Genomic DNA, 15,952 nt, shown 5'->3' with positions numbered 1-15,952 from the left:
GTCTGAGGCTTCTAACCCCTCAAGTCATCACTGTCAAGCGAAAACTTGCAAGAAAATCATTTACTTAGCAAATAATTGATTTTCTTAATTCTCTGCTACATTTAGTGAATTTCACAAATCTGTCGTAGAGAAGGCTTACTAATGTCATTCCCGCCAAAGAGTCAAGCACCGCTCTTAAAAAAGATCATTTTTCATAAAAATCCTGCAAAAAAGTCTGTTTTCATGCCTTATCAACAGGCCGTCATCACCCATATTATGCAAACAACGCTTGTTTTTATAAGAATCATCTAAAATAAATGAATTACCAATCCTCTCTGCTATACATTATATACATATCGAACTTATGCCTTCCTCCACATCCATCCGTAATTATATATTGTCTTAAATATCGTTAGCGAAGCAAAGCGATTCCATTTCAGCTGAATCGTCATTCTCCATGCTAATTTCCTGACCAATCAGCGCGTCAAATAAATTATACCGTAAGATCAGGCTGGCCGACTAAATTACCTTTTATCAAATGGCTTTACCGCTTGGCGCAAAAACTCCACCATTTTTTCTGCGGCCAATGACAAAGGCTGTGTGTTAGGTGTCAGTAACCAGACATCAATCAGCGTTTCAGGTGAAATTGGCCGTCGCACCAGTTGAGTGTCTTTATAATCAAGCCCTGCAAAAGCTGGCACAATGGAGATTCCAACGCCGTTAGCTACAAAACTGCAGGCTGTTTCCGACAAAGGCACTTCAATGCGATTGCGCTTTTGCACGCCTTTAATCTGGAAAGCGCGATCAATCGTCATCAAGGAGCAATCATCGCGCGGCAACGAAATAAACGGATCATCGCCCAGGTCGCTGATGCTCACCACATCTTGCTTGGCAAGCGGATGATCAGGCGGCAACACACACACCATTTCGAACCGCATCAATATTTCCGCATTCACACTGGCGTGTTCATAAGGCAAAACACTAAGACCGATATCGACCTGCTGCGATGCAACCAATTCAAGAATGCGCGGGCTTTTATGGCTTTGAAGCGTTAAATGTAAATCGGGTTGCTCAACAAAAAGGGGGGCTAAAGTCTGCGCCAAATAGCGTGTGGCGAGCGCCGCAGGTGCAGCCAGACTCACCTCGCCCCATTCACGATTGCGCACCGCACTTGCAATACGGGCAATGCGTTTTGTGCCGGAAAACATTCTCTCTACTTCAGACGCCAGCATACGCGCCTCCAATGTTGGCACCAGACGACCGCCACTGCGTATAAACAACTGAAAGCCGCAATTATCAGCAAAGCTGCGCAGTAATTTGCTTACCGCCGGCTGTGAAATCCCTAAAGTTTCCCCTGCCCGTGTAACCGATCCGGTTTCCATCGTTGCATGAAATGCTTCCAACTGCCTGATATTCATTTCTTAATACCGTTCAAACGATTCTATATAACCTTAGGTTATAATGGCAGGAGAAATATGAATTTGACAATCATGTAAGTGAGGCGTTGATAATCATCCAGTAAGCCTGAACCTTCAGGCTGGGGAGATGAAGTCGCAGCACCGGATTTTTAGAGGATTTTCCGGCTGTGCAGGAGGGAGCCAATCATCATGAAGTCCGTTGCCAGTTTAGCCCTGTTAGCACTGATTGCTACAGCACCGGCGCAAGCCGCAACATTATCCGTGTGCATTGAAGGCGCGCCGGAAACATTCAACCCGGAATTGAGCAGCAATGGCACCACCCTGTTTGCACTGGGCCAAATTTATGATGGTTTGGTGTCGGTGGTCACAGGGTCATCGGAAATTCAGCCGAGTTTGGCTGAAAGCTGGACCGTTTCCGAAGATGCACGCACCTATACATTTAAATTGCGCGAAGGTGTCAAATGGCAATCCAATGCCAATTTCACTCCAACCCGTGATTTCAACGCCGATGATGTGATCTTCACCTTTCACCGCATGATGGATGACAAACATCCTTACGCGAAAGTCAATGGCGGCAATTATATCACCTTCAACACCAAGCTGGCCGATGCATTGGAAAGCGTGGATAAACTTGACGATTATACCGTCAGTTTCACACTGAAAGAACCGCTTTCGCCATTTATCGGCATCATGGCACACCAATCACTCGCCATCACCTCGGCAGAATATGGCGACGCCATGCAAAAAGCGGGCACATTGGATGCCTATGACACACAGCCTATCGGCACCGGCCCCTTTGCTTTGCAGGCCTATCAAACCGGTTCTATCCTGCGCTTCCTGCCATTTCAGGAAACATGGGGCGCAATCATTAAAGATGACAGCCGCACACCGAAAGTCGATACTGTTGTCATGGCTGTAACACCGGATGCATCCACACGTTTACAACGTGCACTGGCAGGAGAATGCCTTATCGCGCTTTATCCAAATCTCGCAGATAAAGAAACGATCGAAAACAGTGCGAACCTCAATCTGGTTCAGTCACCTGTCGCATCGACCGGTTTTATCAATTTCAATATGAAACAAGAAAAATTTCAGGACAAGCGTGTACGTGAAGCTTTGGCACATGCGATCAATATGGAGCCATTGGTCGAAGTGGTTTATAATGGCATGGGTACTGTTACCGGCTCGCTCATCCCGTCAGCCTTATGGGGACATGACAGTTCCATCAAGCCGCATGAATATAATCCGGAAAAAGCCAAAAAACTGTTGGAAGAGGCTGGCTTTAAAGACGGCATGACCACCGAGCTTTGGGCAGTGCCGGTTTCTCGTCCTTATATGCCGAATGGTCGCCGTGCAGCTGAAATGATTCAGGCAGATTGGGCTGCCATCGGCGTCAAAGCTGACATCATCACCTATGAATGGGCTGAATATATCCAGCGTTCGCGTGCTGGTGAGGCGCAAGTCGGCATGTTCGGCGGCATTTATGATTTTCCCGATCCAAGCCAGATTCCGAACAATTATTTCACCTGCGACTCAAGCGGCAAACCAAGCCCGTCCAATATTGGCGCATGGTGTGATGCAGATTTTATCAGCCTGATGAATGAAGCCGGTAAAATCACCGATCAAGCAACCCGTGAGAAGCTCTACAAGCAAGCACAGTCTCGCTTCCACGAAGAGGTTCCTGCTGTCATTCTTGGTGGTGCGGATACGATCACTGCTGTTGCGAAAAACGTCAAAGGCTTTGTGCCTGAAATTTTCGGAACCAGCCGTCTTTCTGGTGTCAGCGTTGAATAAACGCATTGCTTAAAATCGTACATAGTCCGGCGGTTTGATGCCGCCGGATGCAATTTTTCTTTAAAACAAAAGTCGGGAAACTCTATGCGTGTTCTGATCATCGGTGCAGGTATTTTAGGTGCCAGCACGGCCTATCACCTCTCCCGTAAAGGTGTTGAAGTTGAACTGATCGACGAAGCCCATCAAGGTAAAGCCACGATGGCTGGTGCGGGAATTGTCTGCCCGTGGGCGACAAAAATGGAAGACGGCGAATGGTACGATATGTATGCCGCCGGTGCCCGTTACTATGAAACACTGGTCAATAACCTGAAAAGCTTGGGCGAGACTAATCTCGGCTATGGCAAAGTCGGTGCATTGGTTGTCGCTGAAGACAAAAAAGAATTTGAGGAAGCGGCTGCGCGCATTGAGCGCCGCGTGAAAAATGCACCGGAAGCCGGTGAGGTTCGTCGTCTCACTCCGGCAGAAGCACGTGAAAAATTCCCGCCTTTGCGTGAAGATTTAGAGGCAATTTATATCTCCGGCGGCGCGCGCGTTGATGCACGTCTCTTGGCTGCGGCCATGATACGTGCCAGTGTTGCCATGGGTGCCACATTCAGAAATGATCATGTCTCGCTGCGCTGCCAAGATGGTCGTGCCCAATGTGTGGGCAGCAATGGCGACGTAATTGAAGCTGATGAGATCATTGTCACCAGTGGTGCATGGGCCGCACAAATCCTTGATCCATTAGGCATGAAGCATCCGGTTCAACCACAAAAAGGCCAGATCATCCATCTTGGACTGCCCGGTGTTGCTACAGCCAAATGGCCGGTGCTTTTACCAATGAGCAGTCATTATATGTTGGCTTTTGACGATTCACGCGTGGTGATCGGTGCAACGCGCGAAGATAATTCCGGTTTTGATTACCGCGTCACCGCAGGCGGTCAGCATGAAGTCTTAAGTGCTGGTCTTCAATTGGCACCCGGCCTTGCCAATGCAACCCATATCGAAACCCGTATCGGCTTCCGTCCTGCCCCGCAGGAAATGAAGCTGGTGTTAGGCCGTGCACCTGAAATTGAAGGTCTGACCATCGGCAATGGTCTGGGTGCGGCAGGCCTCACAATCGGGCCTTTCGCCGGCAAATTGCTCTCGCAGCTTGTTACCGGCGAAACACCGTCCGTTCCCCTCGAAAGCTACGCTGTCTGAACCATAAGCGTAATCTATTTTTAATGTATCTGAAAGGAAATTCCATGATTACCCGTCATCGCCAACATCGCATTATGCACGGCGCGGTCGAACATAATGGCGTGATCTATGTCGGCGGTCATGCGGCCTCCGACATTTCGGTCGGCATGAAAGAACAGACACAGCAAACTTGTGAAAAACTCGACAGCATTCTGGCAGAATGCGGCTCCGACAAACATCACATTCTATCTGCCCGCATTTATCTGAGCGATATGAGCTGTAAGGAAGAAATGAACGAAGCCTGGCTGGAATGGCTGGATGGTAAAGATTTGCCATCGCGTGCCACCATCGGCGGTGCGGATCTTGGCGATCCTAAACGTCTTATTGAAGTGGTTGTTATCGCTGCTAAAAAATGAGCCTGACCGAATGGAAGGGGTAACCCTTCCATTTTTTATCGCAATGGAGGAGCAAGGCGATGATAAAAGACCCGGCACACAAACCAACCCATATGGATGACCGCTATAATGTTGCTGGTGAAAAATACACAACCATGCGCGGCATAGAGCGCGATGCACGGTTGCGTTTGTCGGAAATGTGCTGGAATTATTTGTCATGCGGCACAGGTGACGAAGTTACCTTGCGCGAAAATATCACCGCTTTTGACGATTACCGTTTTGAAGCCCCGCTTTTTGCCGGTGTCAGCAATCCCGATACCAGCACACGCGTTCTCGATATTGATTTAAGTTTTCCGGCCTTTGTAGCCCCATTTGGCGGTGGTGAAAGCGTTTTCCATCCCGATGGCCATTTGGCGCTGGGGCGTGCAGCACAAAACATCGGCATCAGCCAGATGGTACCGGTAGCAGCCTCCCATTCGCTGGAAGATGTTGCCAAAGCATCCTCGGTGGCCACCATCTTCCAAATGACTTTTGCCGGTGATGAAGAAGCAGCTCTTGATATGATCGAGCGTGCGAAAGATGCCGGTTATCGCTATATTTGCGTAACGTATTCGCCAATCCGCCAATGGCGCGAACGGATGATGGAGGATCGTTTTTCAGTCCGTGGTCAGGGCCCCGCAGCCAATTTCGGCAAAGGAAAATCTGATCCCGCTGCTCTGGAAGAATTGCTGAACTTCACCGAACCACGCTGGACATGGAAACAGGCCGAGCATGTCATTCAACGCTCAAAACTTCCCTGCATTGTCAAAGGTGTCGCTTCTGTGCGCGATGCTAAAGCCTCAATAGATGCGGGCGCTATAGGTCTTTATGTTTCCAATTATGGTGGCCGCACTATTGACCGCACACCGCCTGCCATCCATGCTTTACCGCATGTGCGTAAAGCTGTTGGCGAACAAGTGCCGATTATCTTTGATTCCGGCATTCGTCGCGGCAGCGATATTGCTTGCGCTATTGCGCTTGGTGCCAATGCTGTGGCGCTTGGCCGTGTGCTGGCGCTTGGACTTGCTGCCGATGGTCAGGCAGGTGCCACCAGCGTCTTGCAGATTTTACAAAAAGAGTTCTGGACAACGCTTGGCCATCTCGGCTGTTCCAACGTTTCCGAGCTTAATCAGGACGTGCTTTTCAAAGGCTTTTAACAGTTTAATCGATCCGTTGGATTATAATATCAAACGCAAGCTCATGAATTTATGAGGTAGTTACGCCCCTCTTGAGACACGCCAGCGCTCAATGCGCTGGTTTTTATTTAAATCTTTCCTTAAACTTCTATAAAATTCTGATGAAAATTACCTTAGATAAAATTTTAATATAAAAAGAGCGATTAATCAGCACGAATATTAATCATAAAAGAAGCTGATACTTCAATTGTGTTGAATATCCAATTTAATTCCATAAGTATTTCCATACAAGTAACGGAGTTAGCCACATGTTCCTTAATCATACGTCAATTCGTTCTGTCTTTATGACGAGTACAGTTGCACTTTCCATATTTGCAGCACCATTAGCATCACAAGCCTGTACCCGACTTGTTTATGAAGGGAATAATAATGAAGTTATTACCGCTCGCTCAATGGACTGGAAGGTCGATACCGAAACCAATCTATGGATTTTTCCACGTGGTATGGAACGCAATGGTGAAACCGGTGCTAATTCATTAAAGTGGACATCCAAATATGGCAGCGTCATTGCATCCGCTTACGATATCTCAACAACCGACGGCATGAATGAAGCGGGTCTTGTTGCCAATATTTTATGGCTGGTTGAATCCGAATATCCGAAACAGGACGACTCCAAACCAGGTCTAACCATTGCTGCATGGGCGCAATATGTGCTCGACAATTTTGCAACAGTGGAAGAAGCCGTTAAGGAAATGGAAAAAGAGCCGTACACAATTGTCACTGACGGCGTACCGGGCGAAGAACGCCTAGCCACGCTGCATCTTTCAATCTCAGATGCCAAAGGCGACAGTGCCATCGTCGAGTATATCGACGGCAAACAAGTTATCCATCACAGCAACAAATACAATGTGATGACCAATTCGCCAACATTTGACCAGCAGCTGGCGCTGAACAGCTATTGGGAACAAATCGGCGGCACCGTTATGCTTCCAGGAACTAACCGAGCAGCGGACCGTTTTGCCCGTGCTTCTTTCTATGTCGATGCACTGCCAAAAAATGAAAGTCCAGACATTGCTGCTGCCAGCGTTTTCAGTGTCATCCGCAATGTGTCAGTGCCTTACGGCATCAGCACACCTGACGAGCCGAATATTTCTTCCACTCGCTGGAGAACTGTCGCCGATCATAGCCGCATGCTCTATTTCTTTGAATCAGCGCTCACCCCGAATACATTCTGGGTTGATATGAAGAACTTGGATTTCTCGAAAGAAAGCGGCAAAGTGCAAAAGCTTGATCTGGGAGTAAACCAAAGCAATATCTTTGCCGGCAAGGTCAACGATAATTTCAAAGAGTCCGAGCCATTCAAGTTTCTTGGTGTTGAATAAGTTTTAAACATAATCTTAGCCGGATGATCTTCATGGATTATCCGGCAAAATCATATTGTAATATAACTGTCAAAAACTCGTCATTGCAGCGTTACAAAACTGTCCTATCAGACTTCACAACGAAGAATGATGGTAGTTTGATGCTTTTCGATCCAACGGCACAAGAAAAAATTGCAGTGAGCGTAACCGGGCTCAGCCTCGCTTATGGCAAAACCACAATTTTAAACAATATCAGCCTGATGCTGCCAAAAGGGCAAACTCTAGCACTCCTCGGGCCTTCCGGTTGTGGAAAAACCACACTTCTGCGTTTGCTGGCAGGTTTGCTAACACCAACCAAAGGCGATATCAGCATCAATGGCACGATGGTGGCCGATGCCAAGTCCGGCCTGTTTTTGCCACCTGAAAAACGCCACCTCGGCATGGTGTTTCAAGATTATGCACTCTGGCCGCATATGAGTGTGGAAGGTAATATTTCTTTTCCCTTAGAAATGCGCGGCATCAACCGCAGTGATCGCGAAAAACGCGTGAAAGTAGCGCTTGAGCGTGTCGGTCTTGGTGGCTTTGAAAACCGTTCCATCAGCGATATGTCCGGCGGACAGCAACAACGTGTCGCTATTGCCCGCGCGATTGTTGCCGAACCTAAAATCGTACTGTTCGACGAACCGCTTTCCAATCTCGACCGCGAATTGCGCGAGAATATGGTGAGCGAAATCAAACAATTAGTGACCAATTTAGGCCTGACCGCCGTTTATGTCACCCATGACCAGAGCGAAGCTTTTGCTCTTGCCGATCAAGTTGCGATCATGCGTGCCGGCATCATTGAACAATTGGCCGACCCGCAAAGTCTGGTGGCACGTCCGGCAAGCACACAAGTTGCCGACTTTCTGCGCCTGGGCTGTGTGATGCCGGTTGAATATTGCACGCAGAATTACAAAATTCGCGGCACCAATTATTACTTGCAAGCGCCACATTACCACCAAGGCCATAGCCATGTGCTCATCCCGACCCGCGCCATTTCTGCCACGTCCTCCCAAGACGACAGTGTAACGGCCATTGTGCTGCGCTCGCAATTTCGTGGTGATGGCCATCTCACCACTGTACGTATCGGTGATGACACCAACGTCCATGAAGTAACCTATCTCGACCAATTGCCCCGTCCGCAGGGTAGCCAAACGGCACTGGCAATCGACCATAGCCAGCTGCGCTGGTTTTCCAATTAATCAAACTTTTACCCGACATCTCAGGAGAATATGATGAAGAATAAGCTGTTTGGCGGCGGGATTGCACTCGCCCTGACTTTGCTCAGCTCCACCGCTGCTTTTGCCGATATCACCGTTTATTCGGCAGGCCCCGGCAGCCTGATTGAAAAGCTGGCGGCGGGTTTTAATGAAAAAACAGGCACCAAGGTTCAGGTCTTTCAGGCTACAACCGGCAAGGTCATGGCACGTATCGAAGCAGAAGCTGCCAATCCTGTGGTAGACGTGCTGATTTCCGCCTCTTGGGACACAGCAACCGATTTTGCCAAGCGCAATTGGCTGGTGGCTTATACAAGCCCGAATGCCGTCAATGTGCCGGACTTCCTTAAAAACGAATTTGCGGTCGCACAGGGCGTTTCGGCACTTGGTATTGCGTGGAACCCGAATAGCAGAACTCCAAAGCCTTCCGAATGGGCAGACCTTGCCAAGCCGGAATATAAAGATCTGGTGAATTTGCCGGATCCAGCACAGTCAGGCGCAACCTTTGAGCTGGTTGCAGCACTTCAGGCACAAAGCGGCTGGGATCTGTTTAAAAAACTCAAAGCCAATGGTGCCAATGTTGCAGGCGCCAATGCTGAAGCGCTCAACCCTGTTTTACAAGGTGCAAAAGCAGCCGTCTTTGGAGCAGTTGACTATATTTCGCTCTCCAGCAAGGCCAAAGGCGAAGCCATTGACGTGATCTTCCCGCCAAGCGGCACTGTAATTGCGCCACGTCCGGCCATGATCCTCAATTGGTCAAAAAATCAGGATGAAGCGAAAGCTTTCATTGATTACATGCTGTCTGACGAAGGCCAGAAAATGGTGGCCAACACCTATCTGATGCCGTCACGCACCGACATTCCGGCAAACCGCCCGCTGATCAATGATCTTAAAATTCTGACCGTTGATGCGGAAGCCGTTTATGGCAAGCGCGACGAAACCCTTAAAGAGTTCAACGCAATTTTCGCCAACAAATAACACCTGAAGAGCATGAGATGCGGGAGGTTTGTGCACTTCCCGCATCTGATTTTTTCAATTGATACTGGAAATGAAGATGCAGATTAAAAATGCAAGCCTGCAAAATCCACTTGGTTATTTTGCCATGGCAGGTCTGTTACTCGTTGTAGCGGTTCCCTTTGTTTTTATCATCCTGCAATCGATCTTCCCGCAATTAGGCAGTGGTTCGCTGGCCAATCCTTTTTCGCATATTACAACGCTGTTTAACGACCCGCGCCTGTTTCGCATTACCGGAAATACAGTGTTGCTTGGCTTAATGGTGGTCGCACTCTCGGCATTCATTGCTGTGCCGCTGGCAGTTTTTCGTGCTCTTTATAAAGTACCGCTGGCAATATTCTGGGACATTTTAATGCTGATCCCGTTTATGATTCCGCCTTATATTGCCACTCTTGGCTGGATTATGAGCCTGCAACCGCGCGGCTATCTCGAACAGCTTACAGGTTTCAACCTGTCATCTTTCTTATTCTCCGTATCCGGCATGACCTTTGTCATGGCGCTCAATACATTTCCGCTGGTTTATTTTGCCGTCTCGCGCACCATTGAAGCCGTTGGTGCATGCTACGCCGATGTCGGCCGCGTTTTTGGTGCCTCGTCATGGCGCTCGTTTTTCCGCATTACTTTGCCTCTTGCCACTCCGGGTTTAGCTGCAAGTTTGCTGTTAGTTTTTGCCGCCGCAATTGAAGAATATGGTACGCCTGCAGCGCTTGGCCGCCGCTCCGGTTTTGAAGTTCTGGTCACTGAAATCGACCTTCGCGTTTCGGACTGGCCGATTGATCTAGCCGGTGCTGCAGTCTTTTCGCTTGCACTTGTTTTATTGTCCCTTGGCGCGTTTTTGATCCAGCGCTGGATTTTGAACCGTCGTTCTTATGTCACCACTGGTGGCAAACCGCAGGCCAAAGATAAACGCGTATTAGGCAAGCTCACCATTCCTGTTGTCGCCCTTTTTGCGATTGTCAGTTTTATTGCAACCGGAGTGCCACTGCTTGCCATTCTTGCCACTGCTCTCTCCAAAACGATTTCCGGCGGTCTGACATTGTCCAATATCGGCTTTGACAATTTCAGCGCCATTGCAGAAAATTCTGCAGGCGGGATGAAAGCCCTTATCAGCAGTCTGTCACTTGGTATTGCGAGCGCACTTTTCACCGGATTGCTTGGTGCGATTGCAGCCTATGCAGTGGTAAAAATGCGTTTTCGTGGCCGCAACTTCCTTGATGTTTTAACCGTTTTGCCAAATTCCCTACCCGGCGTTGTGGTAGCTGTCGGCCTTATTTTGGCATGGAACCAACCGGCTTTGCTGGTCTCACCCTACAACACGCCGTTGATTTTATTGCTGGCTTATTGCTGCATTTTGTTGCCACAGCCAATCCGTTATACAACGGCAGCTTTCCATCAAATCGGCGATAATCTTGAGGCAGCAGCGCGCGTTTGTGGCGCCAGCAGCTTTACCACCTTCCGCCGCATCATGCTGCCACTGATCGCGCCAAGCCTGATCACGGCAATGTTGCTGGTTTTTGCCGTTGCCACCCGTGAGCTGGTCGCCTCGGTGTTGATTGCACCGGTAGGCATGCAAACCATATCCATCTTTATCTGGCGCCAATTCGAGCAAGGATCGGTCGGCCTTGGCATGGCAATGGCACTCATTGCCATTATCATCACCACGCTTCTTCCGCTGCTGCTGCTCACTTTGTTAAAGGGCAAAAAATTCAACCTCTGACTACAGCTGAAATGTTTAGTCGGCTAATGTTTGAAACCATTGGGTCACTTTGTTATAGAAATGTTTCAATATGGCGTTTCATGCCTGTCCTTCATCTTTAAACGGAGAGTAAAATGTCGGTTGATCAGGCATCCGTCAAACATTGGTCAAAAGTGGAAATGCTGGCGGAAACCGTCAAAAATCCCAATATTCATATTCGCGGCCAGCACAGCTATTATAGCGGCGCATGGACCGGCACATTTGAAGAAAGTGTCGTCCGCTATCATTATGGTGATGAATATAGTCTGGCCACGTGGGAGCCAATGTGGGAAATCGACCAGCTTCATATTGGCGACTATGTCTGCATTGGCGCAGAAGCGGTCATTTTAATGGGCGGCAATCACACCCACCGCACCGACTGGTTCAGTCTTTATCCGTTTGTAGATGTCATTGCCGATGCTTATATCGGCAAAGGCGATACGATCATTCAAGATGGTGCATGGATCGGTATGCGCGCTATGATCATGCCGGGCGTGACCATCGGCGAAGGTGCGATTATTGCCTCCGGCGCTATCGTCACCAAATCGGTTGCACCCTATACAATTGTCGCCGGCAACCCTGCACAACCAATCAAACAACGCTTCCCCGCAGCCACCATCGAACGCTTGTTATCACTTGGCATTTATCAATGGGACAAACATAAATTTGATGCGCTCCGCGCTCAAATCTGTGCCGATGATATTGATGCATTGGTGAAAGCATCCGAAGCATACGATAACCAGCATTAATAAAAAAAGCCCCGTGAAGGGGCTTTTTTTCAGCAATTTTCCAAATTCAGTCGGCTTTTAGTTCGCGTGGATTTGGCAAAAATGCTGTCAGCACACCAATTACCGGCAGAAATGAGCAAAGCAGGAACACAAAAGAAATTCCTTTCCAATCTGCCAAAACGCCCAGTGCTGCCGCCCCAATCCCACCAATGCCAAAAATAAACCCAAAAAACAGACCGGACACCATACCAACACGTCCAGGCATTAACTCTTGGCCGTAAACCACAATTGCCGGAAATGCAGACGAGATAACAAAACCGATGATCACGGTGAGAATAACCGTAGCCGTCAAGCCCACATGTGGCAGCAATAATGTAAACGGCAGCACACCTAAGATAGACACCCAGATCACCAGTTTACGCCCCAAACGGTCACCAATCGGTCCGCCGGAAATAGTACCGGCTGCAACGGACGCAAAAAACACAAATTGTAAAACCTGCGCCGATTTAATCGGCAGTTCAAACTTCTCCATCAGGTAGAATGTGTAGTAGCTGGTAAAACTTGCCAAATAGATATACTTGGAGAAAAGCAATGCAATCAAAATAGCCATTGCAATGCTGACCTGACGTTTGGTCAAAAACGGATGACGTTCAGGCACTGAAGTTACGGCTTTTCGGGTCAATCCATTGGAACGATACCAAGCGCCCAATGCCGACAACAAAATAATCCCGCCAAGTGCAGCAATGGCAAACCACGCCAAGCCGGTTTGACCACGCGGCAGAATAATAAACGCTGCGGCCAAGGGCCCAAGGGCTGAACCAAAATTGCCCCCCACCTGAAACAAGGATTGCGCAAGCCCGTGTGAACCACCCGAAGCCAACCGTGCGATACGCGACGTTTCAGGGTGGAAAATGGACGAACCCAAGCCCAGCAAAACCGAACCCAACAGCAACCAGCCGTAGCTTGGGGCAAAAGCGATTGCCAACAAACCGCACATAGATGATACCATGCCGAAAGGTAACAAAAAGGGCATTGGATGTCTGTCGGTATAATGGCCGATAAATGGCTGAAAGAGTGACGCTGTCAGTTGGTAAACGAAGGTCAAAATACCGACCTGAGCAAAGCTGAGCGAAAATCCCTGTTGCAAAATCGGATACATCGCCGGCAGCAAGGCCTGCAAAAGATCATTAAGAAGATGTCCTGCACTTGCGCCCAAAAGAACAGGAAAAGCAGCTTTTGCTTTTATCGGAACAACAGAAACAATTGTATTTGACACGGTAGCTAAACTTTCATTCTCATAACAGGCCTTGGTCGCCTGCTTTTTTGCAATTGATTGCGCCATACACTTTTTTCATGATACAGAAGGCATTAGACCCGCCACTAATGTTGGGTCAATCAATTACTTGATCGGGTCAAATTTATGCGTCATATCCACATTGACCAAGTTGATCATATCGGCCGTCCGGTTGTTGCTATCGGCAATATCTATCCCGACGGTCATTCTATTGCCCCTCACCATCACCGTCGCGGGCAATTAATGTCGGCCATTTCCGGTTTGATTGTTTTAACAACACCAACAGGTACATGGGTCATGCCTCCGCAACGAGGCATGTGGATTCCGCCATGCGCAACGCATAATGTTCGCATGGTCGGCACAGTCACCATGCAAAGTCTTTATATTGAACCAGATGCCATTCCTGACATGCCTGACATGTGTCAAGTCGTCAGCATTTCACCCTTTGTGCGCGAGTTGATTAATGAGGCATTGGATTTACCTGTAGATTATGAAACACATGGTCGTGTCGGCACATTGATGCAGCTGCTTTTATATGAAGTGGCGCAGTTGCCGCCTCTTCCGCTTTCACTGCCATATCCAAATCATACCATGCTGGCTACGCGCTGCCGTACTTTCACGCTCGCACCCAATATTCATGAAACAATTGATGAATGGTGCGGGACTTTGGGCATGAGCCGACGCACATTCACAAGGCTATTTCGTCGTGAAACCAGTATGAGTTTTAAGGCATGGTGTCTGCAAGCCTGCCTTTTATCGGCCATCCCGCGTCTTGCCAGCGGTGAACAGGTTACTAATGTGGCATTAGATTTGGGCTATGAAAATCCGGCAGCTTTCACATTGATGTTCAAGCGTGCTTTCGGCAGCCCGCCACTCAGCTATCTGGGACTTCGCAACAACAAGTAAAAGACGCTAAACAGATAAGCATGCAAATCGTATTTTGCATGGAACCAACGGCTGCCTAATTGCCGTTTTTAATCCCTAATCCATCCAGGAAAGGGTTTTCATGACTTCCGTTCTTGCTCCGGGCTTCTCTCCATTGCCCTTGCTTTACCTGTCGCAGATTTTGCTCAAAATACCCAAACCTTCAGCGCCGGCGACAGTTCTTAGACGTCTCAATATCCTGAAGGTTTTTCGCTTGATCATATATTTGCCAACAGTATAGGTGGTATCATCGACGTAAGCACATCGACCATGGACAATGGCAACGGCAATATTACATTTTTAGTGCATGTCTCCCAAAAGTGGGAACCGGTTTTGGGATAAAGACATGCGTAAAAACAAAACGCTAGAGCGAGCACAGTGGATACGATTAAGTGAGACACACTCTAGAACATCGCGATTCGGGTGATATTGCAGACATCGGCGAAAGAAACCAACAAGACTATCTTAGATGAATTCATAGCTGCCATAGCCGTGTTGCCATCAATCTGCTGCATCCGAAGTGAAAGCACGTGCAGGTGCCTAACCATCTGAATAAAACTATACAGATATCCTTACAATCATTGAAAAACGAAAATAATTTTATGACTAGATTTGTTATTGTCTATCTATAATTTTTCAGGCTGATCTTTCTGCGTTACCATCATATCGCAGACTGGTAAAAACTGATTTAAACAAGATATCCAGCACGTGCTGTAGATGTATTATCTGGCCTTGCTAATTGATTTAGTGCCCCTTTTTGCCCTGAACGCAAAAAATCCCCGCCGGTCAGCTGACAGTCGGGCCATGAACTTTCGTTCGTAAAAATGCATAATCCTTTTGCACCATAAGAGGCTTCGTCGCACCGTTGAGAGAGCTTCGCGCTTGTGTATAAGGGAAACTGCCTCATATCTTATACTACGCGTTTTGTCGGCATCGACATATCAAAATCGACTTTGGATATTTGTGTCTACCAGATGAGCGATCAACCTGCTTTGCCAACTCTACTGCGGGTCTTGCCGATCTGCTCGTTTTCCTGAGTGTATTTGAAGGGATCGAATGTCTCGTTCTTGAGCCAATAGGTGGTTATGATCGCTATACAGTCGAAGCCTTGCAAGCAGCACAACTGCCCATCGCCAAGGTCAATGCCAAACAGATCAGACAGTTCGCGCGAGCCTGCGTGCAACTTTCCAAAACAGACAAGATCGACCCCTTCATTCTTGCTGATTATGCACGGCGCATAGAAACAAGAATTCTGTCTCAGCGCTCCTCTTGGAAAAGTGCTCTGGCAGACTTGCCGGAGCTTGGATTTATCGGGAAAGGGCAGGATTGCCAAGCTGGTTGGTGTGGCACCACCTAACCGCGATAGTGATTTGATGCGGACAAACGGGTGATTGCCGATGGCAGAAAACATCTGTGTGATGCGCTTTAAGTTGCAGCTCTACCGCCATCCGCTTCGATCCAGCGATGAAAGCGTTCTTCACAGGTCTGAAAGAACAGGGGAAACCAGCCAAAGTAGCGCTCATGCACAAAATGATCATTATTCTCAATGCAAGAATGCGAGACCATAACGCAACGGTGCTTGACACCTAACACCGTTGCTTTTTTATTGTGCTTATTGCAAATTTTTGATTGCGGAGCATACTGTACTTTCTTCGTAAAAGTGGAGAGGCGTTTTATATTAAACAGCCGTTCTCTCGAACTGAGCTGTGCTCATATAG

At 48.2% G+C, this 15,952-nt stretch carries 12 protein-coding genes and 1 pseudogene; 11 read left to right on the top strand and 2 right to left on the bottom strand.

The features are described from left to right. Positions 1-503: 503 nt before the first annotated feature. Positions 504-1,397: a LysR substrate-binding domain-containing protein gene (locus JNC77_RS16875; protein WP_374834615.1), complete on the bottom strand. Its 894-nt coding sequence runs from the start codon at positions 1,395-1,397 to the stop codon at positions 504-506. 189 nt (positions 1,398-1,586) lie between these two features. On the opposite strand from JNC77_RS16875, the gene JNC77_RS16870 reads away from it, so the two are divergent. From JNC77_RS16870 to JNC77_RS16830, 9 genes are all read left to right on the top strand, one after another. After that, on the top strand, positions 1,587-3,191 hold the full coding sequence (locus JNC77_RS16870; RefSeq protein ID WP_374834613.1) for an ABC transporter substrate-binding protein: 1,605 nt from the start codon (positions 1,587-1,589) through the stop codon (positions 3,189-3,191). 84 nt (positions 3,192-3,275) lie between these two features. Further along, positions 3,276-4,373, top strand: coding sequence for an NAD(P)/FAD-dependent oxidoreductase (locus tag JNC77_RS16865; RefSeq protein ID WP_374834611.1), 1,098 nt, complete (start codon positions 3,276-3,278; stop codon positions 4,371-4,373). A gap of 44 nt (positions 4,374-4,417) precedes the next feature. Further along, complete coding sequence (locus JNC77_RS16860) at positions 4,418-4,768, top strand: RidA family protein (protein WP_374834609.1); 351 nt, start codon at positions 4,418-4,420, stop codon at positions 4,766-4,768. A gap of 59 nt (positions 4,769-4,827) precedes the next feature. Further along, entirely contained in the window at positions 4,828-5,943 is a 1,116-nt protein-coding gene (locus JNC77_RS16855; RefSeq protein ID WP_374834607.1) for an alpha-hydroxy acid oxidase, read from the top strand. 323 nt (positions 5,944-6,266) lie between these two features. Then, complete coding sequence (locus JNC77_RS16850) at positions 6,267-7,304, top strand: linear amide C-N hydrolase (RefSeq protein WP_374834617.1); 1,038 nt, start codon at positions 6,267-6,269, stop codon at positions 7,302-7,304. Positions 7,305-7,444: 140 nt separating this feature from the next. Further along, positions 7,445-8,524, top strand: a complete 1,080-nt coding sequence (locus JNC77_RS16845; RefSeq protein WP_374834605.1) for an ABC transporter ATP-binding protein — start codon at positions 7,445-7,447, stop codon at positions 8,522-8,524. A gap of 33 nt (positions 8,525-8,557) precedes the next feature. Next, positions 8,558-9,517 carry an ABC transporter substrate-binding protein gene (locus tag JNC77_RS16840; protein ID WP_374834603.1) on the top strand — a complete coding sequence of 320 codons (960 nt, stop codon included), beginning with the start codon at positions 8,558-8,560 and terminating at the stop codon, positions 9,515-9,517. Between the two features lie 76 nt (positions 9,518-9,593). Continuing rightward, the gene (locus JNC77_RS16835) at positions 9,594-11,270 is read left to right on the top strand and encodes an ABC transporter permease (protein ID WP_374834601.1); all 1,677 of its coding nucleotides are present in this window, start codon (positions 9,594-9,596) and stop codon (positions 11,268-11,270) included. 113 nt (positions 11,271-11,383) lie between these two features. After that, positions 11,384-12,037, top strand: a complete 654-nt coding sequence (locus tag JNC77_RS16830) for a CatB-related O-acetyltransferase (protein WP_374834599.1) — start codon at positions 11,384-11,386, stop codon at positions 12,035-12,037. Positions 12,038-12,083: 46 nt separating this feature from the next. Here the strand turns inward: JNC77_RS16830 and JNC77_RS16825 are convergent, their stop codons facing one another. Continuing rightward, positions 12,084-13,292, bottom strand: a complete 1,209-nt coding sequence (locus JNC77_RS16825) for an MFS transporter (protein ID WP_374834597.1) — start codon at positions 13,290-13,292, stop codon at positions 12,084-12,086. Positions 13,293-13,436: 144 nt separating this feature from the next. On the opposite strand from JNC77_RS16825, the gene JNC77_RS16820 reads away from it, so the two are divergent. Together JNC77_RS16820 and JNC77_RS17640 are read left to right on the top strand one after the other, a co-directional pair. Beyond that, positions 13,437-14,216: an AraC family transcriptional regulator gene (locus JNC77_RS16820; protein WP_374834595.1), complete on the top strand. Its 780-nt coding sequence runs from the start codon at positions 13,437-13,439 to the stop codon at positions 14,214-14,216. Between the two features lie 923 nt (positions 14,217-15,139). Continuing rightward, positions 15,140-15,824 (top strand): annotated as a pseudogene (locus tag JNC77_RS17640) (IS110 family transposase). The last annotated feature ends 128 nt before the right edge of the window (positions 15,825-15,952 follow it).

Source organism: Paenochrobactrum pullorum (genome assembly GCF_041929845.1).
Lineage (GTDB): Bacteria > Pseudomonadota > Alphaproteobacteria > Rhizobiales > Rhizobiaceae > Paenochrobactrum > Paenochrobactrum pullorum.
This window is presented reverse-complemented; position numbering and strand designations above follow the sequence as displayed.